Genomic DNA, 23,756 nt, shown 5'->3' on the forward strand with positions numbered 1-23,756 from the left:
TATGCTGGTTGATAGTCACTGCCATCTCGACTTTGCGGATTTCGAGCCAGAGCGCGATGCTGTTGTGGCGCGCGCGCTCAATGCTGGCATCAAGCGCATGGTCACAATTTGCACGCGTGTACGCAAGTTCGATACGATCCTGACACTCGCTGAGAATTACGAGTCCGTCTATTGTTCTGTTGGAACACACCCGAACAATGCGCATGAGGAACTCGATGTCACGGCCGATGATCTGGTGCGTCTGGCTGAGCATCCGAAAGTTGTCGCCATAGGCGAGGCGGGTTTGGACTATCATTATGATTATGCGCCGCCGGAAGCCCAGCGTCAGGGCTTCCTCACGCATATCGAAGCTGCACGTCGCACACAGTTGCCGCTCGTGATTCACGCGCGCAGCGCGGATCAGGATATGGCCAACATTCTGGAATCTGAGACGGCGAAGGGCGCGTTTCCCTTTATCCTGCACTGTTTCTCGTCCGGTCGGGCATTGGCTGAGAAGGGCATTGAGCTTGGCGGTTATGTGTCATTCTCCGGCATTCTGACCTTCAAGAACTCAGCCGATATTCGCGAAGTTGCAAGCATTGTTCCGCGTGATCGTCTGCTGGTCGAGACAGATGCGCCATATCTCGCACCGATGCCGCATCGCGGTAAACGCAATGAGCCGTCATTTGTGCAGCACACGGCAGCCGTTTTAGCTGACACAATTGGTGTGAGCAGCGATGAGATAGCCGACATCACAAGTGAAAACGTCTTCCGGCTTTTCTCCAAAATGCCAAAGCCTGCTGGAGAATAATCATCGTGGCAGCTTCCCGCAATTGTTTGCGTTTCACAATTCTGGGGTGCGGATCGTCCCCCGGTGTGCCACGTATCAATGGTGATTGGGGCAATTGTGATCCTGAAAATCCGAAAAACCGGCGTCGCCGCGCCGCACTCCTTGTGGAGCGGTTCGACGGTGAAGGAAACAGCACCGTTGTCGTGATCGACACAGGACCGGATTTTCGAGCGCAGATGATCGATGCGGATGTGCCGTCGCTGGATGCAGCTGTTTACACACATCCACATGCCGATCATATTCATGGGATCGATGATCTTCGTACCTACGTGGTCGAAAACAGGCGCCTGATGGATGTGTACGCCAACCGGCTGACGCGCAATCGGCTGTTTGATGCCTTTGGCTATTGTTTCGAGACGCCAGCAGGGTCGAGTTATCCGCCGATCCTCTCCATGCATGACATCGTCGCTGAAACGGCTTTTACGATTACAGGAGCAGGCGGATCGATCCGGTTTGAACCATTCACGCAGGTTCACGGTGATATTGAATCGCTCGGCTTCCGCATCGGCAATGTCGCTTACTGCACAGATGTCAGCGCATTTCCAGATGAAAGCCTGAAATATATCCGCCATGCAGATATTCTGATTATCGGCGCACTGCAGTATCGTCCTCACCCAAGCCACTTTTCACTTGAGCAAGCGCTCGAATGGATTGAGTTTTTTGGACCTAAGCGCGCGATACTGACTCACATGCACATACCTCTCGATTACGAGACAGTCATGCGGGAAACACCCGATAACGTTGAGCCTGGCTATGATGGGTTGCGCTTTGAAGTTTCCATCTGAAAAAGCCCGCTGCGGGTATTTGCAGCGGGCTTTTCTCTTTGGGCTGTAGTCGTTGATCAGGCAGCTGAACCCTTGACCGGGAACGGCATGACATTACTGCTTTCGTCTTTAGCCTTTTCAGACTTGTCTTCAAGCTGCAGTCCACCAGCGCGGAGCAGGTCGGAGAAGCGGCCACCGCGTGCAGCCAGTTCGTCGAAGCTGCCGCGTTCAACAAGATGTCCCTTATCCATGAACAGGACAATATCAGCAGAGCGAACAGTAGACAGACGGTGCGCAATGATGAAGGTCGTGCGATTGTGGCTCAGATCATCAACAGCCTGTTTGACCTTTTCTTCTGTCTCAACGTCAAGCGCACTTGTCGCCTCGTCGAGCACCAGGATCGGAGAATCCTTGAGGATAGCGCGAGCAATAGCGAGACGCTGACGTTCACCACCTGAAAGCTGCGAACCACGTTCACCAACGACCGTGTCATAACCGTTGCCCTTTGCAAGAATGAAGTCGTGCGCGGCAGCAGCTTTTGCAGCAGCATGAACCATTTCGTTAGACGCATTCTCGTCACCGACACGAATGTTATCTTCGACCGAACGGTTGAACAAACCTGCATCCTGGAACACGGTTGCAATTGCATGACGCAACGAGCGGCGGCTGACAGTACGTGTATCGGTGCCGTCGATCATAATGCGACCTGCAGCAGGGTCGAACACACGCTGGAGAATATTGATCAGTGTTGTCTTGCCAGCACCCGTTGGGCCAACGATAGCCACTGTCTGTCCAGGCTTGACTTCGAACGACACGTCGTAGACGCCCTGACCCGAATTCGGAAATTCGAAGGTTACATTATCGAAAACAATGCCACCCTTCACATCTTCAAGATCGGTTGCATCCTGTGGTTCCTGACGGTCAGCTGTCGCGTCTTCCATTTCGAAGAACTCTTCCAGCTTTGCGCGGGCTGTTACAGTCTGGTTGATGAACGCGCTGATCTGGTCAAGACGACCGATCATAAGTTGAGCGAAACCGATAAAGGCAATAACATCACCAACGCGCATCTGGCCCTTGGTCACGAAATACGCACCAAGCATCAGCACGATAACCATCGAGAGCGTCGAAGCCATTCGGTTCAGACCGCTGGCAAGCGCCCACCAGTTGAGAACCGGAAACTGGACGTTTTCCAGATTCTTTGCATATTGGCGCAGCGACTGTGTTTCAGAAGCGATGCGGTTATAGCTCTGCACGACCGAAACGTTGCTGATGGTATCGCTGACATGCTCGAACAGCTTGTGGTGGTGTTTTTCAACGGCCGTCTGGCCATCCTTTGTCTTGCGCATGACGAGCTGGCCAATCATCACATAGATGACACCAAGCACGATTAGCACCATGGACATGCGCATATCCATGCTCATTGCGACTGGAATAAGCGCGACCAGAGCCACAACTGTGGTCAGGTGCTGACGCATGAATTCAAGCCAGAGCGTGAAAAGGGAGTCGGTCGCGCGGATCAACGTGTGCAGTGCGTTTGATGTACCGCGCTTCTGGTGCCACGAAAGCGGCATGGTAATGATGCGCTCATAAGAGTCGATCATTACGCCGAGACGACGGCGATGGGCGAGGCGGTCTGCACCGCGCGCAACAAACACCGCTGCGACGATGTTAAACGCACCAAGTGCGGCCCACATGGCGAGCTGCGTAAAGATATCACCTTTATCTGAGATAGCCTGAATAACGCGACCAAAAAGGATCGGTTCGGCCAACATGACAAGGGCAACCAGTACGCTTGCAATACACATGGTTATCGTTGCAGCCTTCTCAGCCGCAAGATATTCCATGGCACGCCAGTAGATTTTGAGCAATGACACCTTCGCACTCCCGCTCGTTCTATTTCACAGGACTAAATGGTGCAGTCCCGTTGTTCTATCAATATGCAATGAAGGCAAGAAGTGGCGAATACGTGTTAAGATTGACCATAAATTAAAAATGCATGTAACCGAGCGTGAAGATTCATAGCCGCATTCCTATTCTTTGCAGAGCATTCCTGCTTTAGCAAAACAGCGGCAGATTGTTGTTTTCCCCAATTTAGCCTAGCAATCCGCCGTTGGCGCGTCTATTGACTGATTTAAAGCGCATCTCGAAAGACGGAAACAGGCTCTCGGATATAAGACGCATAAAAAGTCAGGCACGCTGGTTCGTGCCCAAAAAAGTATTGATCGGGTTTTTCATGGCAGGCGTTGAACAGAAAAGTGTGGCTGCAGACGAGACGGGTATGCGTCTTGATCGCTGGTTCAAGGTCCATTTTCCCGGACTTGGGTTCGGACATCTGCAAAAATTGCTGCGTTCCGGTCAGGTCCGCGTCGACGGCGGTCGTGCCAAGTCAGACACACGTTTGCAGGCAGGCCAGATGGTGCGCATTCCGCCGCTGGAGGTCGATGAAAAGGCCGCTGGACCAATGACAGCAAAAACCATCCGCAGCCAGCAGGATGGTGATGTTCTCAAACAGATGCTGATCTATGAAGATCCGAAGGTATTTGTTTTTAACAAGCCTGCGGGTCTGGCAGTGCAGGGCGGTTCTGGCCTTGTTCGCCATGTTGACGGCATGCTCGAAGCATGGCGCAACAAGCGGGGTGAAAAGCCACGTCTGGTGCATCGTATTGACCGGGACACATCTGGCGTTCTGGTGGTTGCCCGCACACGCGGAGCAGCACAGGCGCTGACTGCATCGTTCAGGGAGCGCGACACCAAAAAGACCTATTGGGCTTTGGTGAAAGGCGTTCCGCGCAAGCGTGAAGACAAGATTTCGACATGGCTTGTAAAAGAACAGACGCCTGACGGCGATAAGATGCGCGTTTGCCAGCATGGTGAACCGGATTCCGATCACGCCGTTTCTTATTACCGGATCATCGAAAAGATTGGTAACAATCTGACCTGGCTGGAGATGGAACCTTATACAGGCCGTACCCACCAGCTTCGTGTCCACGCAGCACACATCGGCCATCCGATCATCGGCGATCCGAAATATTTTGAAGCAGATCAGAACTGGGAATTTCCGGGCGGCATTCAAAAAAAGCTGCATCTGCATGCGCGCCGCATTCGTATTCCCAATCCTGCAGGCGGCATCATTGATGTCACGGCACCTCTGCCACCACATATGGTGCAGTCTTGGAACTTGCTTGGCTTCGATGAGGCAAACGCGGAAGAATAAGAATGTCGGGTGCTGGGGGAGGAACGGCTCAGGGCCGGGTGTCGTTTGATGGACTGGCTATCGCGCTTGTCATGTTCATCATGTTCACATGGGGGCTTAATCAGGTTGCCATCAAGATCGGCAATCGCGGTTTCAACCCCATGCTCATGGCCGCAGGTCGTGCAGCATTGGGTGGCCTTTGTGTTTTTCTCTGGTGCTACTGGAAACGTATTCCGCTTTTTGGACGAGATGGCACTTTAAAGCCCGGCATTCTGGCCGGCCTTCTCTTTGGTGTTGAATTTGTCCTGATCTTTCTCGCCATGGAACTCACCAGCGTCGGGCGTGTCACTCTGATGATGAACGTGATGCCATTCTGGGTGGCGATCGGTAGTCATTTTCTTTTGGGTGAGCGCATGTCCATGCGCGCCTTCATTGGTATGTGTGTGGCATTCCTCGGTGTCTTTGTTGTCTTTTCGGACCATATCAGTCGGCCTGGCCCCAATGCGGTCTATGGTGATTTGCTTGCACTGATATCAGGAATGCTGTGGGGAATGACGACGCTCGTCATTAAGCGGACGAAACTTGCAAGTGCTGCGCCCGAAAAGACGCTTCTTTATCAGCTGGCAGTGGCAGCTCTGGTTCCATTACCATTCATGTCGCTGAGTGGTCCATTGATCCGTGATCCGGATATGCTCTCGGTTCTGTCATTTCTGTTTCAATCGGTGTTTGTAGTAGCTGTGTCCTATCCATTGTGGTTCTGGATGGTACGACGCTATCCGGCTTCCAAACTGTCTAATTTTGCGTTTCTCACGCCCGCTTTCGGTGTGCTGTTGAGTGGAATATTGCTCAACGAACATCTTGGCTGGAAAATCTTTGCTGCACTCGCCCTGATCGGGCTGGGCCTGCTTATCATCAATCGACCAGCAAAAGCCGGAGTTGCCCGATGAAACTCGTTCTCTTTGATTGTGACGGTACGCTTGTCAATAGCGGTGATACGATTCACCATTGCATGGCTGCAAGCTTTATCGATGCAGGATTGCAGCCGCCGGAAATTGCTCAGACCCATTCAATCATTGGTCTTTCGCTTCCATTGGCTATTGCGCAATTGCTTGGTCGTGAAGTCGATGAGCAGGTCAACTGGCTTACACAGCGCTATAAGGAAAACTTTGTTCGGCTGCGTCAGGCACCAGATTTCGCAGAGCCACTTTATGATGGTATCTTGCCATTGCTGACAGAGCTTGGCAGTCGCGATGATCTTTTGTTGGGTATTGTGACAGGTAAGTCGCAACGCGGCGTACGCTCGGTCTTTGAGCGCCACGGAATTGGACACCATTTTACGGTCATTCGTACTGCTGATGATTGTCCTTCCAAACCACATCCAGCCATGGTGCTTGAATCTTGCGCTGAAATGGGGATAGAACCGGACCAAACGATCGTAATTGGCGATGCAATCTACGATATGCAAATGGCGCGTTCAGCAGGCGCACGTGCTGCCGGTGTTTCCTGGGGCTATCATGGCCCAACCTCACTTGTGGAAGCAGGCGCTCATCACGTCCTGAATAAGCCTGAAGAACTCCATGCTATCCTGCATGAAATGGATGCCTTGGTTTCATAATTGATTGCGACACGATAGCTGTAAGAACTGGATATATGATAATGCGCGACACTCTGAGCGACCCACAAGCCGAAATGCCGATTTCCCAGAAAGACCCGGTGGCCCGCTCGCAGGAGCTGATGCGGACGCCTTTGCCGAAACGTTTTTACGAAAAGGCTGAGGTTGCGGAAGTCGAAGGCGGTTTTACTGTGCATCTGGACGGCCGCCCGGTCAAAACTCCGGCACGTGCTGTTCTGCTCTTGCCCACCGCATCCGCTGCTGAAATCGTCGCTGAAGAGTTCCGTTCGCAGGAAAAGGTTATTGACCCTTCCAAAATGCCAGCCACACGTCTGGTAAACACAGCCGTCGATGGTATCGCGCAGGATCCGCAGGCAGTGTTTGAAGATATCTTGCGCTTTGCCGGTACGGACATGATTTGTTATCGTGCCGCGACCCCGAAAGAACTGGTTGCCCGGCAGACTGAACAATGGGACCCATTGATTGACTGGGCTGAAAGTCTGGGGGCACGCTTCGCACTGGCCGAAGGTGTGATGCATGTCGAGCAATCACGCGAAGCGATTACTGCCTATGGCGTTCATCTGTCGGAATTCAAAAATCCAATTGCACTTGCGTCGCTCCATACCATGACGACACTAACTGGCTCGGCACTTATCGCGCTGGCAATTGCCAAGGGCGAGGTATCCGTCGAAGACGGTTGGACACGCGCGCACCTTGATGAAGACTGGACCATTGAGCATTGGGGCGAAGATGCCGAAGCGCAGGCCCGCCGCAAGACGCGCAAGGGCGAAATGATGGTTGCCGCTCAGGTGCTGCAGGCGCTCTAGTTTTTATTCAACTAATGAACATAATAGATTGATATTAATAGAAAACCCGGCTTACGCCGGGTTTTCTTTCGCGTGCTTCAGCACGTCGTTCCCCTCGGTAATCCAAGCGCATCCTGAAAAGTGTGAAACTATTTTGGATAAGGTGCGCTTTAAACAAGTAACCAGAGCGGGTGGTTGCCCACCCGCACAATAGGTTAAACCGAGTAGTACATGTCGAACTCGACTGGATGCGGCGTTGTTTCGTAACGCAGCACTTCAGCCATCTTGATTTCGATGAAGCTATCGATCTGGTCGTCTTCGAAAACGCCACCAGCTTTGAGGAACTCGCGATCCTTATCGAGCGACTGCAGAGCTTCACGAAGCGAACCGCAGACGGTTGGGATCTTCTTGAGTTCCTTTGCAGGCAGATCGTAAAGGTCCTTGTCCATAGCCTGACCTGGGTGGATCTTGTTCTTGATACCGTCAAGACCAGCCATCAGCAGAGCTGCGAAGCAGAGGTATGGGTTCGCTGCTGGATCCGGGAAGCGAACTTCAAGGCGCTTCGACTTCGGAGACGAGCCGAATGGAATACGGCAGGAAGCCGAACGGTTACGCGCCGAATAGGCCAGCAGAACCGGAGCTTCATAACCTGGGACCAGACGCTTGTAGGAGTTGGTCGATGGGTTGGTGAATGCGTTCACAGCCTTGGCGTGCTTGATAACGCCACCGATAAAGAACAGGCAGTTTTCCGACAGACCGGCATATTCGTTGCCAGCAAAGGTTGGCTTGCCTTCTTTCCAGATAGAGAAGTGAACGTGCATACCTGAACCGTTGTCGCCGAAAACTGGCTTCGGCATGAAGGTTGCAGTCTTGCCGTAAGCGTTGGCAACCTGATGCACAACATACTTGTAGATCTGCATCTTGTCGGCGTTGCGAACAAGCGTATCGAACTTGACGCCGAGTTCGTGCTGGGCCGAAGCCACTTCGTGGTGATGCTTTTCAACGGTCACGCCCATTTCCGTCAAAACGGTGAGCATTTCCGAACGCATGTCCTGTGCGCTGTCGATTGGCGGAACAGGGAAATAACCACCCTTGACGCGTGGACGATGACCGAGGTTGCCGGTTTCGTAATCGGTGTCGTCATTCGATGGCAGTTCGGTCGAGTCGAGCTTGAAGCCTGTGTTGAATGGATCAACCTTGTACTTCACGTCGTCAAAGACAAAGAATTCAGCTTCTGGACCGACGTAAACGGTGTCGCCGATGCCGAGCGACTTCATGTAGGCTTCAGCCTTCTTTGCAGTCGTGCGTGGGTCGCGGCCATAAGCTTCACCCGAAATAGGATCAAGAATGTCGCAGAGAATAACCAGCGTGGACTGAGCGAAGAACGGGTCAATATGAGCCGTTTCCGGATCTGGCATGAGAACCATGTCGGATTCATTAATGGCCTTCCAGCCAGCAATCGAAGAGCCGTCGAACATGACGCCATCAACGAACATTTCTTCGTCTACGAGGCCGATATCCATCGTGACATGATGCAGCTTGCCCTTTGGGTCTGTGAAGCGGAGATCAACAAACTTGACGTCGTTGTCTTTGATCTGTTTCAGAATGTCATTGGCAGTCGTCATTTTAGTATCCTGTTTGCACGACGATGGTCGGTAGGCTGGTTTTATCAGATAGCATCCACGCCGGATTCACCGGTACGGATACGGATAACTTCTTCGATATTGGAGACGAAAATCTTACCGTCGCCAATACGACCCGTCTGGGCTGCCTTGCGAATAGCTTCAATGGCGCCATCGACGGTTTCGTCGGCGACGATAACTTCGACTTTCACCTTGGGAAGAAAATCGACGACATATTCCGCACCGCGGTAAAGCTCGGTGTGGCCTTTCTGCCGGCCGAAGCCCTTGGCTTCAATTACAGTAATTCCCTGCAAACCAACTTCCTGAAGGGCTTCCTTCACTTCATCGAGCTTGAAAGGCTTAATGATGGCTTCGATCTTTTTCATCAGAGAATGGTCTCCGCTCTTGTTCGGAAATGGGCATCGTGCCCGTTTCACAGATATAGAAGCATGAACTGTGCCAACTCGATCTGTGTTGACCAAAAATTTTACATTCCATACTTTTTCAAGCAAATTTTCCCGAAGTTATCCCGTCAATCCCCGTGAAAATGGCACTAAAGCCGAGGCTAGCGCATTTTCAATAGTTTCAGAAGTGCAACTTTCTTTGCGGTAGAGTGGCATTATTATTGTCATGGAAACAAGGCGGTATGTGTGAAAGATTTTCAATAGGGTTTCGATCTCGTTAGACGTGATTAAAAATTAGACAAAATGCAAAGAAGTTAGTCAATCTTGCATTGAGGCGACTGCCGCGTAATTAATCACCCGGACAATCAGAAGGGAAGTGTGTGTCATGTTCGAACTGTTGACACCGGAAGAAATGGCACGTGCAGATAGTCTGACAATAGACACCGGACAGCGGGATGGCTTTTCTCTAATGCTAGCCGCAGGTCATGCCGTTGCCGATGTCGCGCAACGCATGTTTATCGGCGAAGGGCCGATCGCGATCCTCTGTGGGCCGGGAAACAATGGCGGTGATGGCTATGTTGCCGCGCAGTTTCTGCTCGAAGCCGGACGCGATGTTATTTGTTTCGGAACAGCGCAGCCACGTCCGGGAAGCGATGCGATGCGCGCGCTTCTCTTTTATAAAGGCGAAGTGCGCCGGATAAGCGCTTTGATACCAGCCGACTTCATCGGTGTTATTGATGCCGTTTATGGGGCGGGCTTGGCGCGTCCTGTGGGAGGGGCTGAGGCTCGCGTAATAGAAGCGGTCAATGCATCAAATATTCCTGTACTCGCAATAGATTTACCCAGCGGCGTGTCTGGTGAAAGTGGACAGGTTCTTGGAACGGGAATTCAGGCGCGGGCGACCGTGACGTTTTTCCGGAAAAAACCTGGACACCTGTTGCAGCCTGGCCGAACTCATTGCGGCGTGCTGCATGTCGCGGACATCGGTATTTCTGACGATGTGCTCAACAAGATAAAACCCAACACTTTTGAAAATGCGCCCCAGCTTTGGCGAGATAGCTTACCTACGCTTTCAACGAACGCACATAAATACAGCCGTGGTCATGCGGCAGTATTTTCCGGGCCTGCGCATTCGACTGGCGCTGCGCGCCTGTCATCAATGGCAGCGGCACGAAGCGGAGCAGGGGCGGTAACGTTGTTGTCTCCGCCTGATGCGCTGTCAGTCAATGCAGCGCATTTAACAAGCATCATGGTGCGGGAAACACGCGGCATCAAAGATATTGAAGCGTTCACGATTGACCGAAAGGTTGCTGCCTGTGTGCTGGGGCCGGGCTACAGCAGCCCGTCATTCGCGCGCGACCACGCCTCGATGCTCCTGACAGCCGTTAATGGCCGCGCCGAAAATTTGAATGGACTGGTGCTGGATGCCGATGGCATCACGGCATTTGAAAGCAAGCCTGAGCAGCTTTTTTACGCGAAACGCAGTTCACATACAGCTCTCGTTCTCACACCACATGAAGGCGAATTTCGGCGTCTTTTTCCTGATATTTCGGCTGAGAACAATCTGTCCAAGACCGGCAAGGCACGTAAAGCAGCGAAGCGCGCGAATGCAGTGTTGATCTATAAAGGTCCAGATACGGTGATAGCGGCTCCTGATGGGCGAGCCGTTATCAACGCGAACGGTACACCATTTCTGGCAACTGCCGGATCGGGCGATGTGCTTGCTGGTATCGTTTGTGGATTGCTTTCGCAGGGAATGCCCGCTTTTGAGGCGGCAAGTGCAGCCGTTTGGGTTCACGCTGATGCCGCTCGACGCTTTGGTCATGGGCTTATCGCGGAAGATCTGCCAAACCAGCTGCCTGCGGTTTGGTCTGGCTTGGATCATTATGAGTAGGGTTAGAGCGTATCTTGAAAAGTATGAAACGGTTTTCTGATAAGATACGCGTGAAACTGGACAATTAGAGCGTCGATTTGATTCAATCAAATCGAGCAGCGCTCTAACGCCCTGAAGTGCGGCTGCCCCCGGTTCCAACGTCAACAGTGACACTGCCGGAGATCGAAACGTCGGTATTGCCGATGCGGAAATTCTTCCATGTTCCGGCGGGCTGAGAGTTAGGTTCCGGCGCAGGCGGAGGAGCCGAAACGATTGGCTTCTGTGGTTCTACGCCGGGAAGACCAGTTGGTGACTGATCGTTTGCAAAAGCGTTTGCTGATAATGCCGTTGAGAAAACAGCGGTAAATATAAGAAATCGCTTCATAATCATCTCGCCTTATTTCACACCCTGTCTGCAACGGCTTCCAAAAGTTGTTCGGCCATTTCAAGCGTAAACTCATCATAATGAGAGATAACGCGGCTTGGTTCATAATGCTGGACTGGGAGATCAGTATAACCGAAATCAACTGCGACGACAGGAATACCTGCGGCTTTAGCTGTATCGATATCGGTGCGGCTGTCTCCAACCATCACTGCGCGGTCACGGTTGCCATTGGCTTTGAGGATAGTCTCCGTCAGATGACGCGGATCGGGTTTGCGGAAAGCAAATGTGTCTGCGCCGCAGATAGCAGCAAAGCGGTGCGCTTCGCCCATTGACGTCAGAAGTTTGACGGAAAGGGCTTCAAACTTATTTGTACATACGGCGAGTGTATATCCGTTTGCGGAGAAGCGATCCATAGCTTCGAGAACGCCCGGATAAAACGTCGAATGTCCTGGCATATGTGCTGCATAATGCTCGCGGAATTCTTCGACCAGATGATCGAGTTTCGCATCGTCAACCTGCTTTTGCTGTGCAGCAAAGGCGCGCTCGATCATGACGCGACCTCCTTGTCCAACAAAGCGGCGCAGGGAATCCTTGTCAGCAGTTTGCAAACCTGAAATTGCGAGACAATGATTTAAGCTGTCCAAAAGGTCCGGTGCTGTTTCAACCAGTGTGCCGTCGAGATCGAAAACGATGATAGGCTTGGAATTTACAGCGGACATATGACTTCCTTCAGCAACGAGACTTGCGAGCGCATTTCTAACCGTTGTTTCAAATAGGCTAAACTTAACGCAGAAACGAGGGCCTAACGCAAAAATCGCGATAATTTGTATTGAGAGCTTTGTTGCGCTCCACGCACATGCTAGAGGCGTTCTCGGAGCCGGATGAGAATCCGCTGGGAAATCAGGAATTCAGGCATGAATGACGCACGCAAGCTGAAAATCGCCGCCGCTGCAGAGGCATTGACGCACGTCAGGGACGGAATGCGTCTGGGAATTGGTACCGGTTCTACAGCCGAAGAATTCGTACGGTTGCTCGCTGAAAAAGTAAGTGGCGGTTTCAAGGTTATCGGTGTTCCGACTTCTGAACGCACGGCTGCTCTTTGCACTGAACTCGGCGTTCCTCTGACCACCCTCGAAGAAACTCCACACCTTGATCTCACTATCGATGGTGCAGACGAGTTGGATGTGAACCTGACCCTTATAAAGGGTGGCGGTGGCGCTTTGCTGCGCGAAAAGATTGTTGCCGCTGCTTCCGACTCAGTGATTGTCATTGCGGACGGATCGAAAGTTGTTGAAACACTTGGCCGTTTTCCTTTGCCGATTGAAGTCAATCGATTCGGCCTTGGCGCAACTTTGCGCGCTATTGAAATGGCTGCTGCGCAATGCGGCCTTGCAGGTCCGCTAGTCCTGCGGTTAAAAGATGGCTCGCCGTTTGTAACGGATGGTGGACATTATATCGTGGATGCATCTTTTGGCCGCATTCCCGATCCAAAGATTCTATCTGACGCTCTCTTCGCCATACCGGGTGTTGTTGAGCATGGACTTTTCATCGGACTGGCAAATGCCGCGGTTATCGCAGGCGCTGACGGCATCCGAACCATGAACCGGCCTTAAAACGCCGACAAGAATTGTTTGAACGGAGTACTGACCATATGATCCCGGCAACTGGCTTCCGCCGTCTGATTGCACCGTTTTCCGCACTCGTCCTGATGACAGGCGTTCATGCGGCCTCTGCTCAGGAGATTTCTGCATCGCATCTGGACGCTGCACGTGCAGCAATCTCCTCGATCAATGCCACTGAGCAGTTCGACGAGATCCTGCCGAGTGCTGCGCGCGCCCTCAAAGGTGAGCTCATTCAGAAAGATCCTAACCTTGAAGCACTCATCACCAAGACGGTTGATGACAAAGCTCTGGCGCTCGCCGCTCGCCGTGCAGACCTCGAAACCGAATCTGCGCGCGCTTACGCAAACGCATTCAGCGAAGACGAGCTCAAGGCAATTGCTGCTTTCTATACGTCTGACGCTGGTAAGAAGCTTCTTGCAGAAGGCCCAATCGTAACGCGCGAAGTCGTTAAGGCTGCCAACATCTGGCAGAACGGTATTGCGCGCGATCTCGCAACGTCAGTTGCAGAAGTTCTCGCAGCACAGGCTGGCGCAACCGCCGCCCCAGCTCCCGAACAGCCAGCTCAGCAGTAATTTGCTATTGTAACGCAGATTTTAAAAGCCCGGCCACTTGGCCGGGCTTTTTCTTTTGCTTACATAGGTTTCAATACTTGAGTGCATCCCGAAAAGTGTGAAGCGGTTTTCGGGAAAGATGCGCGTTTAAACAAAGCATTAGAGCGCCGAACTGATTCAATCAGATTGAAACGCGCTCCAGATTCTGAATGGAGAACACCATGGCCAGCTACGATTATGATCTTTTTGTTATCGGTGGTGGTTCCGGTGGTGTCCGGGCAGGGCGTCTTGCTGGCGCCATGGGCAAAAAGGTCGGACTGGCCGAAGAATATCGTATGGGTGGCACCTGCGTCATTCGCGGCTGCGTACCAAAGAAACTCTTTGTCTATGCCTCCCAGTTTCCAGAACATTTTGAAGATGCTGCTGGCTATGGCTGGGACGTCGGCAAAAGCACTTTTGATTGGAAAAAGCTTATTGATGCGAAGGACAAGGAAATCACCCGTCTTGAAGGCCTCTATCGTAAGGGGCTCGAAAATTCGAAGGTTGAGATTTTTGCGAGCCGCGCCGAACTGATCGATGAGCATACAATCGAGCTGAAGGCAGACGGACGCCGCGTCACTGCTGATCAGATTCTGATCGCGACAGGTGGCCACCCAAGCGCGCACGAAGCCTTGCCAGGCAATGAATATTGCATCAGCTCCAACGAAGCTTTTCACCTTGAAGAGCTGCCGAAATCAATCGTGATTGCTGGTGGTGGTTATATCGCAGTTGAATTTGCCAATATTTTCCATGGCCTCGGCGTTGAAACCACGATTGTTTATCGGGGTAAGGAAATTCTCTCCCGCTTTGATCCCGATATCCGCAACTTGCTTCATGAAACAATGGAAGCAAAGGGTATTCGCATTATTTGCGGTGCGATTTTCGAGAATGTCGAAAAGCAGCCAGACGGCAGCCTCAAAGTCTCACTGAGTAACGGCGAAACGCTTAATGTCGGGCAGGCCATGCTGGCCATTGGTCGTAAGCCGAATACGCAGGGCCTTGGGTTGGAGAAAGCCGGTGTTAAGACCGATGCTCTCGGTGCAATCGAAGTTGATGACTATTCACGCACCAGTGTTTCCAACATCTGGGCAGTTGGCGATGTCATCAATCGCGTTCAACTGACGCCTGTAGCCATTCATGAAGCCATGTGTTTCCTTGAAACAGCCTTCAAGGATAATCCGACAAAACCTGATCATGAACTGATTGCAACAGCAGTCTTCTCGCAGCCAGAAATTGGAACTGTTGGGTTACCGGAAGATGAGGCTGCAAAGAAATATCCTGAATTGGAAGTCTATCGCGCCTTGTTCCGCCCGATGAAGAATACGCTTTCGGGCCGAAACGAGAAAATGCTCATGAAGCTCATTGTAGACGCCAAGAGCCGCAGGGTTATCGGTGCACATATAATGGGGCCGGATGCAGGTGAAATGGCACAGCTTCTCGGCATTTCGCTTAAGGCAGGTGCAACCAAGGATGACTTCGATCGGACCATGGCAGTTCATCCAACTGCGGCCGAAGAACTGGTCACAATGTACAAGCCTACCTACCGCATTTTGAACGGCGAAAAGATAGACAGCTAAATCTTTCGTCGCAAGCTGATCCTGTTAACGATTCTTGCTGGTATAAAGCGAGCGTCTGCATTATATCAACGCGGTCACGTGTGCCGGTTTCCGTGCGCAGACATTCATTTGTCTGGCAGAAGCGGATGCCGGCTTTCGTGTTAAGGAGGAAGAAATCCGAGAGAAATCGCGCGGATAATTAAACAGGTGTGAAATGACGAAGAACTGGACCCCGAATTCCTGGAGAAACAAACCGATCAAGCAAGTGCCGTTTTATCCAGACGCACAGGCTCTGACCGATGTTGAGGCTCGCCTTCGTACCTATCCACCGCTCGTTTTTGCAGGCGAGGCGCGAAAGCTCAAATCACAGCTTGCAGACGTAGCTGAAGGCAAGGCATTCCTGCTTCAGGGCGGCGATTGTGCGGAAAGCTTCGCAGAACATGGCGCGGATAATATTCGCGACTTTTTCCGCGTCTTTTTGCAGATGGCCGTTGTTCTGACGTTTGGTGCCTCCAAGCCTGTTGTTAAGGTTGGCCGTATTGCTGGTCAGTTTGCCAAGCCGCGTTCTTCCGACATGGAAACGCTCAATGGTGTCGAGCTGCCATCATACCGTGGCGACATCATCAACGGCATCGATTTCGATGAGGCTTCGCGTATCCCTGATCCGCAGCGTCAGGACATGGCTTACCGCCAGTCTGCTGCGACGCTGAACCTGCTGCGTGCATTCGCGCAGGGTGGTTACGCCAATCTTGAGAACGTGCATCAGTGGATGCTCGGCTTTGTTGGCAAGAGCCCGCAGGCTGAACGTTATGCTGCTCTCGCTCAGCGTATTTCGGAAACGATGAACTTCATGCGCGCTATCGGTATCACTTCCGATAGCAATCATTCGCTGCGTGAGACCGATTTCTACACCAGTCATGAAGCTCTGCTGCTTGGCTATGAAGAAGCTTTGACACGCGTTGATTCCACATCGGGCGACTGGTACGGGACTTCCGGCCACATGATCTGGATTGGCGACCGTACGCGTCAGGCTGATCATGCGCATATCGAATATTGCCGTGGCATCAAGAACCCTCTCGGTCTGAAGTGCGGTCCATCGCTACAGCCGGATGATCTCATCCGTCTGATCGACCTTCTCAACCCTGAAAACGAAGCAGGGCGCCTGACGCTTATCGCTCGTTTCGGTTACGACAAAGTTGGCGATCATCTGCCGCAGCTTATTCGCGCAGTTGAACGTGAAGGTCGTAAGGTCGTCTGGTCTTGCGACCCGATGCACGGCAACACGATCACCGCTGGCGGTTACAAGACACGTCCTTTCGACCGTATCCTCAAGGAAGTCGAATCCTTCTTCGCAATTCATCGCGCCGAAGGCTCGCATCCAGGTGGTATCCATGTCGAAATGACCGGCAAAAATGTCACCGAATGCACGGGCGGTGCTCGCGCAATTTCTGCGGAAGACTTGCACGACCGTTACCACACGCATTGCGATCCACGTCTGAATGCAGATCAGGCGCTTGAGTTGGCCTTCCTTCTGGCGGAGCTGCTCAAGAAGGAACGTGACTCGGGTTCGGAAAAGCAGGCCGTTAACGCCTGATTGGGTATAATCACTTCAACTGAACACAGGGCGGAGGATTCATCCTTCGCCCTGTTGTATTTCGGCTGAACTCGCTTATTGATTTTGACGAAAACTCACTTTTGGGGGCATCGATGAAGCGAATTATTCTGGCGTTTCTCAATTCAATGCGTGCTCTCAAGCACTTGGCGCGACATGAAAAGGCCGTTCAACAAGAACTGGTTCTTTTTCTGATATCACTACCCGTTGCATTTTTCCTGGCCCCAAGCTGCCTTGCATTCCTGATGATGGCCGGGTCGATCTTGTTTCTCATTCTGGTTGAAGTGTTGAACACTGGTATTGAAGCAACGTGCGATGCAGTTTCTCGCGATTTTCATAAAGAGATTCAGATTGCCAAAGATTGCGGATCGCTCGCGGTATTGATCGCAATTGTTTTTGTAGCCACCACATGGGGCTACATTCTCTTCACAACCTATATGGTTTGATAAAGAACAACAGTTCTTCAACTCAATCCGTTGCAATTAATTGCACAAGCGCGCTAAAGCTTGGGCATGATCAGCGCTAGCGAGAATCTCGATATGCTTCGTATTGCCGTTGCACAGCTCAACCCTGTTATGGGCGACATTGCCGGAAATCTTGCCAAGGCACGGGCTGCACGCGCAGAAGCAGCCCAAATGAACGCCGACCTCGTAATGTTCACAGAACTGTTCATCGCGGGCTATCCGCCTGAAGATCTGGTTCTGAAATCAGCATTCGTTGCTGCTTGCGAAAAGGCTGTGCGTGAGCTTGCTAAAGATACTGCAGATGGCGGTCCCGGCGTTATCATCGGCACCCCCTTGCAGCGTGATAGCGGCTTACACAATTCGATTGCAGTGCTCGACGGCGGTGAAATCATAGCCGAACGCTTCAAAGTTGATCTGCCGAACTATGGTGAGTTTGACGAAAAACGCGTTTTCCAGCCTGGCCCGATGCCCGGCCCAGTTAATTTCCGTGGGGTTCGCATTGGTATTCCGATCTGCGAAGACATCTGGGGTGATTTAGGTGTAGCGGAAACTCTGGCTGAAAGCGGTGCGGAGTTCCTGCTGGTTCCCAACGGTTCACCCTATCATCGCGACAAAATCGATCGTCGTTATCAGATCGTTCTGAAACAGGTTATCGAAACCGAATTGCCTATGCTCTATGCTAACCAGATGGGCGGACAGGATGAGTTGGTTTTCGATGGCGGTTCATTTGCGTTCAACGCCGACAAGAGCCTTAGTCTGCAGATGCCGCAATTTGCGGAGAAAATCGCACTGACAGTTTGGAAGCGTGAAGGCGACAGCTGGCGCTGTGAAGACAGCGAGAAAGCAACATTGCCGGAAGGACTTGAAGCTGATTATGCGGCCTGCATGCTGGGTCTGCGTGATTATGTGAACAAGAATGGCTTCAAGGACGTCGTGCTTGGTCTTTCAGGCGGTATTGATTCTGCAATTTGCGCAGCGCTCGGCGTCGATGCGCTCGGTAAGGATCGCGTGCGTTGTGTGATGTTGCCTTATCGATATACGTCGGAAGAGTCGCTGAAAGACGCTGCCGACTGTGCCAGGGCGCTCGGTGTGCGTTACGATATCGTGCCGATTGCCGAGCCCGTTGAGGGTTTCCTATCCGCGCTCAAGCCTTTGTTTGAAGGCACAGAAACCGGTGTGACCGAAGAAAACCTGCAAAGCCGTGCCCGCGGCACCATTCTGATGGCTATTTCCAACAAGTTTGGCTCGATGGTTGTGACTACGGGCAACAAGTCGGAAATGTCGGTGGGCTATGCAACGCTTTATGGTGATATGAATGGCGGCTTCAACCCCATCAAAGATGTCTATAAGATGCAGGTCTATGCACTGTCCGAATGGCGTAACAATCATGTTCCGGTAGGCAGTTTGGGTCCCGCTGACGAAGTGATCCCGCAAAATATCATTGCGAAGGCACCATCGGCTGAATTGCGCGAAAACCAGACAGATCAGGACAGCCTGCCGTCTTATCCCGTGCTTGACGATATTCTGGAATGCCTCGTTGAAAACGAGATGAGCAACGCCGAGATCGTCGCGCGGGGCCATGCGCTTGAAACAGTGCAACGTATTGAGCATCTGCTCAATTTGGCCGAATACAAGCGCCGGCAATCTGCACCAGGTGTAAAAATTACCAAGAAGAATTTCGGACGTGATCGTCGTTATCCAATAACGAACCGCTTCCGCGACCGCTGAAAGATTTTGTAATGACCGTAACTGTTCGCTTTGCACCGTCTCCGACGGGTTATATTCATATTGGCAATACGCGTACCGCGCTCTCGAATTGGCTTTATGCCAAAAAGAATGGCGGCAATTTCATCTTGCGTTATGACGACACAGACGTCGAACGTTCTAAGCAGGAATATGCTGAGGCCATTGCGGTCGATCTTGACTGGCTTGGTGTGAAGCCCGACCGCGTTGAATACCAGTCAAAGCGATTTCACGTTTATGCCAAGGCTGTCGAAAAGCTGAAAGAGGCAGGCCTGCTCTATGCCTGCTATGAGACAGCTGATGAACTTGAACGCCGACGCCGGTTGCGATTGGCACGCCGTCTTCCGCCTGTTTATGGTCGTGAGGCACTGAAGCTGACCGATGAAGAAAAGGCTGCTTTTGAAGCAGAAGGGCGCAAGCCGCACTGGCGTTTTCTTCTGCCTAATTTCGAGAACCACCCATTTGTAACCACACGCACCGAAGTCCATTGGGATGATCTGGTTCGCGGCCCGCAGACTGTCGATCTGGCATCAATGTCAGATCCTGTCCTCGTTCGAGAAGACGGCACATATCTTTATACACTGCCATCGGTTGTCGATGATATTGATTTGGGTATCACGCATATCATTCGCGGCGACGATCACGTCACCAATTCAGGCGTGCAAATTGCTATCTTCGAGGCGCTCGGCGCGGAGCCGCCAGTCTTCGGCCATCACAACCTGCTCACCACGGTTTCGGGCGAGGGACTATCCAAGCGCTCTGGTGCACTGTCTATCGGTTCGCTTCGCGATAGTGGATATGAGCCAATGTCTGTTGCGTCTCTCGCGGTGCTTATCGGAACGTCTGAGTCTGTTTCCGCAGCCACCGATATGGATGCGCTTGCAGAACGTTTTGACCTTGCTTCAATTTCGAAATCATCAGCGAAGTTCGATCCAGCTGAACTTGATACGCTCAATCGGGCATTGTTGCACGAGATGCCATACGAGAAGGCAGCAAGCCGTCTCGAAGCATTGGGTATTCATGGTGAGAATGCTGAGCAATTCTGGCTGACTGTACGTGGTAATCTTGAGCGATTTAATGATGCTGCTCATTGGTGGCAGATTATCAATGCTGATTTGCCTGAAAAGCCTGAGCTATCTGAAGAAGATCAAGTCTTCGTGCGTGAGGCGTCGGCAATGCTTCCGTCCGCACCTTGGGACAAACTTACCTGGAAAAGCTGGACCGATGCTGTGAAAGCAGCAACAGGCCGCAAGGGCAAGACACTCTTCATGCCCCTGCGTATTGCTCTTACGGGGCAGGCGCATGGTCCGGAGCTTGCGGACCTACTGGTTTTGATTGGTCCGGATAGAACGAAGAGCCGACTACTCTGACTTTCGAACCTTCCGTGTAGGTTCGCTCCGTTGGCGGCGTAGTCGCTACTGGAGCAACATACGCGGTGGGCTGCACCTTTGGTTGGTCAGTTGGCGCATAGCTCGTTTCGGGCGTTTCATATGCCGGTACAACGAAATCTTCAACAGGCTCGCTCACTGCGTTCGCGACTTTGGCTTGACTTTGTTTCGATGTCTTGCTCGCAGATGATTTCTTTGGTGCAGCCTTTTGCATCTTCCGAGCTGGCGTCCAGTTTGCGGAACATGCTTGCACAAACCTGCCAGCATGAGACCTACCTGCAATTGTAGCATTCAGCTCAGCGAGTTGGTTCTCTAGTGTCCTGATCTCTGTTTGAAGCTTGTTCGCTCTTGCCTTTAGGCGTGTGCAACTTGAAGATTTACTTGCCGAAATCCCAATACAACTCTGTTTCGCCATCTCTGTCCGACTTCGGGAAAGTTCGGCCTTATTGCGATCAAGCTTTGCTTTTGTAGAATTCAAATTACTCGTTAAACGTGCTTTTTCTTTAGGAGTACATTGCTGTATAGGTTGCGTTGTCGTGCAGCCAGCAACCAGCACTACGGTCGCCATTAGCGTCGCCAAAGAAGATACACGAAGAAAATTCTTATAAGCAATCATCATAGAACAAGCCCGTTCTGTTGTTCGTATGTGTCGATTGTCGTGTATTGCGATTAAAAAAGCATAAACGCCAAGTATGATTAATCGTACTTGGCGTTTTTTATTAAAGCGTATTATTTATATTAAAGCAATAGCTTATTTAGCCTTGCATTTTTACTTCACCGGAGCGCTGAAGTGCTTCAACAACCGCAAGCGCGGTCATGTTAACCACACCGCGCGATGTAACCGATGGTGTGAGAATGTGAGCAGGGCGCGCAGCGCCAAGCAAGATCGGACCAACATGCAGTGCATCGGTAACGGTCTTGACGACATTCAGGGTAATATTTGCTGCATCGAGGTTAGGAAAGACCAGAAGATTGGCTTCGCCCTTGAGACGGGAATTGGGGAATACGCGATCACGCAGGGCTTGTGACAGCGCCGAGTCACCATGCATTTCGCCGTCCGATTCCAGTTCTGGCGCCTTCTCAGCAAGGATTGCTGCCGCACGACGCATTTTCTCTGCACTTGCTGACTCTTTCGAGCCAAAGTTCGAGTGAGAAACAAGTGCGGCCTTTGGCTCAATGCCAAAGCGGCTGATTTCCTTCGCCGCCAGTATCGCCATTTCGGCAATCTCACTGGCTTCCGGTTCCACATTGACATAGGTGTCGGTGAGGAACAGTGCACCGCGCTGAGAAATAAGCAGGCTCAACGCCGAGTAATCGCTGATACCGGGCAGCTTGCCGATAATCTGCTTTACAACGCGCAAGTGGCGTTCAAAGCGTCCTTCCAGACCGCAGATCATGGCTTCAGCTTCGTCGCGCATTACGGCAAGTGCAGCAATGGCGGTGGAATTGGTGCGAACGATGGTACGCGCTGCTTCTGGTGTGACGCCCTGGCGGCCCGTATAGGACAGATAGAGATCCACATAGTCGCGGTAGCGCGGGTCGTCCTCTGGATTGATCAGTTCAAAATCTTTGCCCTGACGGATTTTAAGGCCGTAGCGGCTCAGACGTGTTTCCACGACTTGCGGGCGACCAACGAGAATAGGCGAGGCAATGCCTTCTTCAATCACGACCTGTGCAGCACGAAGTACGCGCTCATCCTCACCGTCGGCATAGATAACGCGCATCGGCTTGCTCTGTGCACGCGCAGCCGCAAAGACCGGCTTCATGATAAGGCCGGAGCGGAAAACAAAGCGGTTCAGCCTATCCATATAGGCTTCCCAGTCTTCAATCGGGCGCGTCGCGACGCCACTCTCCATCGCAGCTTTTGCAACTGCAGGCGCGATGCGCAGGATCAGGCGCTGATCAAACGGCGACGGAATGATATGATCCGGCCCGAATGTCGGTGTGTCACCTGAATAGGCACGGGCCGCAACATCTGAAGGCTCTTCGCGCGCAAGTGCTGCAATGGCACGAACGGCTGCAAGTTTCATTTCTTCATTGATTGCGGTTGCACCTACATCAAGTGCACCGCGGAAAATATATGGGAAGCAAAGAACGTTGTTGACCTGGTTCGGATAATCCGAACGTCCGGTACAAATCATAGCATCAGCGCGTGCTTCACGCGCTGCTTCCGGCATGATTTCAGGATTTGGATTTGCAAGCGCCATGATAAGCGGTTTGTCAGCCATCTGCTTGAGTAATTCAGGTTTCAGAACACCTGCAGCCGAAAGTCCGAGGAATACATCGGCGCCACCAATGACATCCGCGAGTACACGCGCGTCAGTCTTCTGCGCATACACTTCCTTCCAGCGATCCATAAGTGTGTTTCGGCCTTCATAGACCACACCTTCAAGGTCACAGACCCAGATATTCTCGCGCTTTGCACCGAGATTAACGAGAAGATTAAGACAGGCAAGTGCAGCTGCACCAGCGCCTGATGTCACGATCTTCGCATCTTCGATTTTCTTGCCTGCAAGTTCCAGTCCATTGAGAACGGCTGCTGCGACGATGATCGCCGTTCCATGCTGATCGTCATGGAAAACCGGGATGTTCATCTTGGCGCGGAGCTGCTCTTCAACTTCAAAGCACTCAGGTGCCTTGATGTCTTCGAGGTTGATGCCGCCAAAGGTCGGTTCCAGAGCCGAAACCACGTCGACAATACGTTCAATTTCAAGAGCATCGATTTCAATGTCGAAAACATCGATATCAGCGAACTTCTTGAAGAGGACAGCCTTGCCCTCCATTACCGGCTTGGATGCGAGTGCGCCAATGTTACCAAGACCGAGAACGGCAGTGCCGTTGGAAACGACCGCTACCAGATTGCCACGCGCCGTATATTCGGCAGCAGCAGCAGGATCTTCATGGATAGCAAGGCACGGGGCCGCAACGCCTGGCGAATAGGCCAGTGCAAGATCGCGCTGATTGCCGAGCGGCTTCGTGGCCTGAATTTCCAGCTTGCCGGGCTTTGGATAGCGGTGGAAAAACAGCGCCGCTTCGTCAAAATCTGAACGCGTGGAAGTGGAGGGGGTCTTTTTGTTGGTCATTATCGCATCGCTTTCCGGTTCATACGCGCAGCCGGGGGAGGAAACCGCGCCGTGACGCCAATTTGCGTCTTTTGAGCCATTATCGTTCTTATCTCAAACTATCAAATCACTATAGGTCCGATTTCAAGAAGCAGTTATTCCGCAGCCACAGGGTATTTCAAATCAAGCCGCTTCTTTTATGGCGGTAGACATGCCACCAAGCGATCCCAC

The 23,756-nt window shown here is 52.1% G+C and carries 20 protein-coding genes; 14 read left to right on the forward strand and 6 right to left on the reverse strand.

Features of this window, described 5'->3' with window-relative positions; all coding sequences use genetic code 11:
- Position 1: 1 nt before the first annotated feature.
- Both QBD00_RS20370 and QBD00_RS20375 read left to right on the forward strand, forming a co-directional pair.
- Positions 2 to 790 carry a TatD family hydrolase gene (locus QBD00_RS20370; protein WP_318580393.1) on the forward strand — a complete coding sequence of 263 codons (789 nt, stop codon included), beginning with the start codon at positions 2 to 4 and terminating at the stop codon, positions 788 to 790.
- 5 nt (positions 791 to 795) lie between these two features.
- The gene (locus tag QBD00_RS20375) at positions 796 to 1,614 is read left to right on the forward strand and encodes an MBL fold metallo-hydrolase (protein WP_264231021.1); all 819 of its coding nucleotides are present in this window, start codon (positions 796 to 798) and stop codon (positions 1,612 to 1,614) included.
- A gap of 56 nt (positions 1,615 to 1,670) precedes the next feature.
- Here the strand turns inward: QBD00_RS20375 and QBD00_RS20380 are convergent, their stop codons facing one another.
- Positions 1,671 to 3,467 (reverse strand): glucan ABC transporter ATP-binding protein/ permease, encoded by a 1,797-nt coding sequence (locus tag QBD00_RS20380; protein ID WP_318580394.1) that lies wholly within the window; start codon positions 3,465 to 3,467, stop codon positions 1,671 to 1,673.
- Positions 3,468 to 3,826: 359 nt separating this feature from the next.
- On the opposite strand from QBD00_RS20380, the gene QBD00_RS20385 reads away from it, so the two are divergent.
- The 4 genes from QBD00_RS20385 to QBD00_RS20400 are packed head-to-tail and all read left to right on the forward strand — an operon-like array spanning position 3,827 to position 7,225.
- Positions 3,827 to 4,807 (forward strand): RluA family pseudouridine synthase, encoded by a 981-nt coding sequence (locus QBD00_RS20385; protein ID WP_095447901.1) that lies wholly within the window; start codon positions 3,827 to 3,829, stop codon positions 4,805 to 4,807.
- A 2-nt stretch (positions 4,808 to 4,809) separates the two neighbouring features.
- Positions 4,810 to 5,733 carry a DMT family transporter gene (locus QBD00_RS20390; protein WP_318580395.1) on the forward strand — a complete coding sequence of 308 codons (924 nt, stop codon included), beginning with the start codon at positions 4,810 to 4,812 and terminating at the stop codon, positions 5,731 to 5,733.
- Positions 5,730 to 6,401: an HAD-IA family hydrolase gene (locus QBD00_RS20395; protein ID WP_318580396.1), complete on the forward strand. Its 672-nt coding sequence runs from the start codon at positions 5,730 to 5,732 to the stop codon at positions 6,399 to 6,401. The genes QBD00_RS20390 and QBD00_RS20395 overlap by 4 nt, the downstream gene beginning before the upstream one ends.
- Positions 6,402 to 6,442: 41 nt before the next feature.
- Positions 6,443 to 7,225 carry an ATP12 family chaperone protein gene (locus tag QBD00_RS20400; RefSeq protein ID WP_318580397.1) on the forward strand — a complete coding sequence of 261 codons (783 nt, stop codon included), beginning with the start codon at positions 6,443 to 6,445 and terminating at the stop codon, positions 7,223 to 7,225.
- A gap of 194 nt (positions 7,226 to 7,419) precedes the next feature.
- Here the strand turns inward: QBD00_RS20400 and glnA are convergent, their stop codons facing one another.
- Together glnA and QBD00_RS20410 are read right to left on the reverse strand one after the other, a co-directional pair.
- A complete protein-coding gene (glnA, locus tag QBD00_RS20405; RefSeq protein WP_095446626.1) occupies positions 7,420 to 8,829 on the reverse strand; it encodes a type I glutamate--ammonia ligase in 1,410 nt (469 codons plus the stop codon).
- A 44-nt stretch (positions 8,830 to 8,873) separates the two neighbouring features.
- The gene (locus QBD00_RS20410) at positions 8,874 to 9,212 is read right to left on the reverse strand and encodes a P-II family nitrogen regulator (protein ID WP_007874909.1); all 339 of its coding nucleotides are present in this window, start codon (positions 9,210 to 9,212) and stop codon (positions 8,874 to 8,876) included.
- Between the two features lie 403 nt (positions 9,213 to 9,615).
- Here QBD00_RS20410 and QBD00_RS20415 point away from each other — a divergent pair, with 403 nt between their 5' ends.
- Positions 9,616 to 11,124: an NAD(P)H-hydrate dehydratase gene (locus QBD00_RS20415; RefSeq protein WP_318580398.1), complete on the forward strand. Its 1,509-nt coding sequence runs from the start codon at positions 9,616 to 9,618 to the stop codon at positions 11,122 to 11,124.
- 103 nt (positions 11,125 to 11,227) lie between these two features.
- Here the strand turns inward: QBD00_RS20415 and QBD00_RS20420 are convergent, their stop codons facing one another.
- Together QBD00_RS20420 and QBD00_RS20425 are read right to left on the reverse strand one after the other, a co-directional pair.
- On the reverse strand, positions 11,228 to 11,494 hold the full coding sequence (locus QBD00_RS20420; RefSeq protein ID WP_095446628.1) for a hypothetical protein: 267 nt from the start codon (positions 11,492 to 11,494) through the stop codon (positions 11,228 to 11,230).
- Between the two features lie 11 nt (positions 11,495 to 11,505).
- Positions 11,506 to 12,207, reverse strand: coding sequence for an HAD family hydrolase (locus QBD00_RS20425; protein ID WP_095446629.1), 702 nt, complete (start codon positions 12,205 to 12,207; stop codon positions 11,506 to 11,508).
- Positions 12,208 to 12,402: 195 nt separating this feature from the next.
- Between QBD00_RS20425 and rpiA the strand changes: the two genes are divergently transcribed.
- The 7 genes from rpiA (at position 12,403) to gltX (ending at position 20,445) form a co-directional block, all read left to right on the forward strand.
- Positions 12,403 to 13,101, forward strand: a complete 699-nt coding sequence (rpiA, locus tag QBD00_RS20430) for a ribose-5-phosphate isomerase RpiA (RefSeq protein WP_095446630.1) — start codon at positions 12,403 to 12,405, stop codon at positions 13,099 to 13,101.
- A gap of 38 nt (positions 13,102 to 13,139) precedes the next feature.
- On the forward strand, positions 13,140 to 13,682 hold the full coding sequence (locus tag QBD00_RS20435) for a DUF2059 domain-containing protein (RefSeq protein WP_095446631.1): 543 nt from the start codon (positions 13,140 to 13,142) through the stop codon (positions 13,680 to 13,682).
- Positions 13,683 to 13,882: 200 nt separating this feature from the next.
- Entirely contained in the window at positions 13,883 to 15,277 is a 1,395-nt protein-coding gene (gene gor / locus QBD00_RS20440) for a glutathione-disulfide reductase (protein ID WP_318580399.1), read from the forward strand.
- Positions 15,278 to 15,470: 193 nt separating this feature from the next.
- Positions 15,471 to 16,850 carry a class II 3-deoxy-7-phosphoheptulonate synthase gene (locus QBD00_RS20445; RefSeq protein WP_095446633.1) on the forward strand — a complete coding sequence of 460 codons (1,380 nt, stop codon included), beginning with the start codon at positions 15,471 to 15,473 and terminating at the stop codon, positions 16,848 to 16,850.
- A gap of 113 nt (positions 16,851 to 16,963) precedes the next feature.
- Complete coding sequence (locus QBD00_RS20450; protein ID WP_318580400.1) at positions 16,964 to 17,314, forward strand: diacylglycerol kinase; 351 nt, start codon at positions 16,964 to 16,966, stop codon at positions 17,312 to 17,314.
- 66 nt (positions 17,315 to 17,380) lie between these two features.
- A complete protein-coding gene (locus QBD00_RS20455; protein WP_318580401.1) occupies positions 17,381 to 19,060 on the forward strand; it encodes an NAD+ synthase in 1,680 nt (559 codons plus the stop codon).
- A gap of 11 nt (positions 19,061 to 19,071) precedes the next feature.
- Positions 19,072 to 20,445: a glutamate--tRNA ligase gene (gene gltX / locus QBD00_RS20460; RefSeq protein WP_318580402.1), complete on the forward strand. Its 1,374-nt coding sequence runs from the start codon at positions 19,072 to 19,074 to the stop codon at positions 20,443 to 20,445.
- A gap of 773 nt (positions 20,446 to 21,218) precedes the next feature.
- On the opposite strand, the gene QBD00_RS20465 is transcribed toward gltX, so the two are convergent.
- Positions 21,219 to 23,546, reverse strand: coding sequence for an NADP-dependent malic enzyme (locus QBD00_RS20465; RefSeq protein WP_318580403.1), 2,328 nt, complete (start codon positions 23,544 to 23,546; stop codon positions 21,219 to 21,221).
- Positions 23,547 to 23,756 lie beyond the last annotated feature (210 nt).

It is taken from the genome of Ochrobactrum sp. AN78 (assembly GCF_029909885.1).
GTDB classification, from domain to species: domain Bacteria; phylum Pseudomonadota; class Alphaproteobacteria; order Rhizobiales; family Rhizobiaceae; genus Brucella; species Brucella quorumnocens.

Coding starts and splice junctions, on each gene's coding strand:
- QBD00_RS20370 (WP_318580393.1), top strand. CDS start 2: ATGCTGGTTGATAGTCACTGCCATCTCGACTTTGCGGATTTCGAGCCA.
- QBD00_RS20385 (WP_095447901.1), top strand. CDS start 3,827: ATGGCAGGCGTTGAACAGAAAAGTGTGGCTGCAGACGAGACGGGTATG.
- QBD00_RS20390 (WP_318580395.1), top strand. CDS start 4,810: ATGTCGGGTGCTGGGGGAGGAACGGCTCAGGGCCGGGTGTCGTTTGAT.
- QBD00_RS20395 (WP_318580396.1), top strand. CDS start 5,730: ATGAAACTCGTTCTCTTTGATTGTGACGGTACGCTTGTCAATAGCGGT.
- QBD00_RS20400 (WP_318580397.1), top strand. CDS start 6,443: ATGCGCGACACTCTGAGCGACCCACAAGCCGAAATGCCGATTTCCCAG.
- glnA (WP_095446626.1), bottom strand. CDS start 8,829: ATGACGACTGCCAATGACATTCTGAAACAGATCAAAGACAACGACGTC.
- QBD00_RS20410 (WP_007874909.1), bottom strand. CDS start 9,212: ATGAAAAAGATCGAAGCCATCATTAAGCCTTTCAAGCTCGATGAAGTG.
- QBD00_RS20415 (WP_318580398.1), top strand. CDS start 9,616: ATGTTCGAACTGTTGACACCGGAAGAAATGGCACGTGCAGATAGTCTG.
- QBD00_RS20420 (WP_095446628.1), bottom strand. CDS start 11,494: ATGATTATGAAGCGATTTCTTATATTTACCGCTGTTTTCTCAACGGCA.
- QBD00_RS20425 (WP_095446629.1), bottom strand. CDS start 12,207: ATGTCCGCTGTAAATTCCAAGCCTATCATCGTTTTCGATCTCGACGGC.
- rpiA (WP_095446630.1), top strand. CDS start 12,403: ATGAATGACGCACGCAAGCTGAAAATCGCCGCCGCTGCAGAGGCATTG.
- QBD00_RS20435 (WP_095446631.1), top strand. CDS start 13,140: ATGATCCCGGCAACTGGCTTCCGCCGTCTGATTGCACCGTTTTCCGCA.
- gor (WP_318580399.1), top strand. CDS start 13,883: ATGGCCAGCTACGATTATGATCTTTTTGTTATCGGTGGTGGTTCCGGT.
- QBD00_RS20445 (WP_095446633.1), top strand. CDS start 15,471: ATGACGAAGAACTGGACCCCGAATTCCTGGAGAAACAAACCGATCAAG.
- QBD00_RS20450 (WP_318580400.1), top strand. CDS start 16,964: ATGAAGCGAATTATTCTGGCGTTTCTCAATTCAATGCGTGCTCTCAAG.
- QBD00_RS20455 (WP_318580401.1), top strand. CDS start 17,381: ATGATCAGCGCTAGCGAGAATCTCGATATGCTTCGTATTGCCGTTGCA.
- gltX (WP_318580402.1), top strand. CDS start 19,072: ATGACCGTAACTGTTCGCTTTGCACCGTCTCCGACGGGTTATATTCAT.
- QBD00_RS20465 (WP_318580403.1), bottom strand. CDS start 23,546: ATGACCAACAAAAAGACCCCCTCCACTTCCACGCGTTCAGATTTTGAC.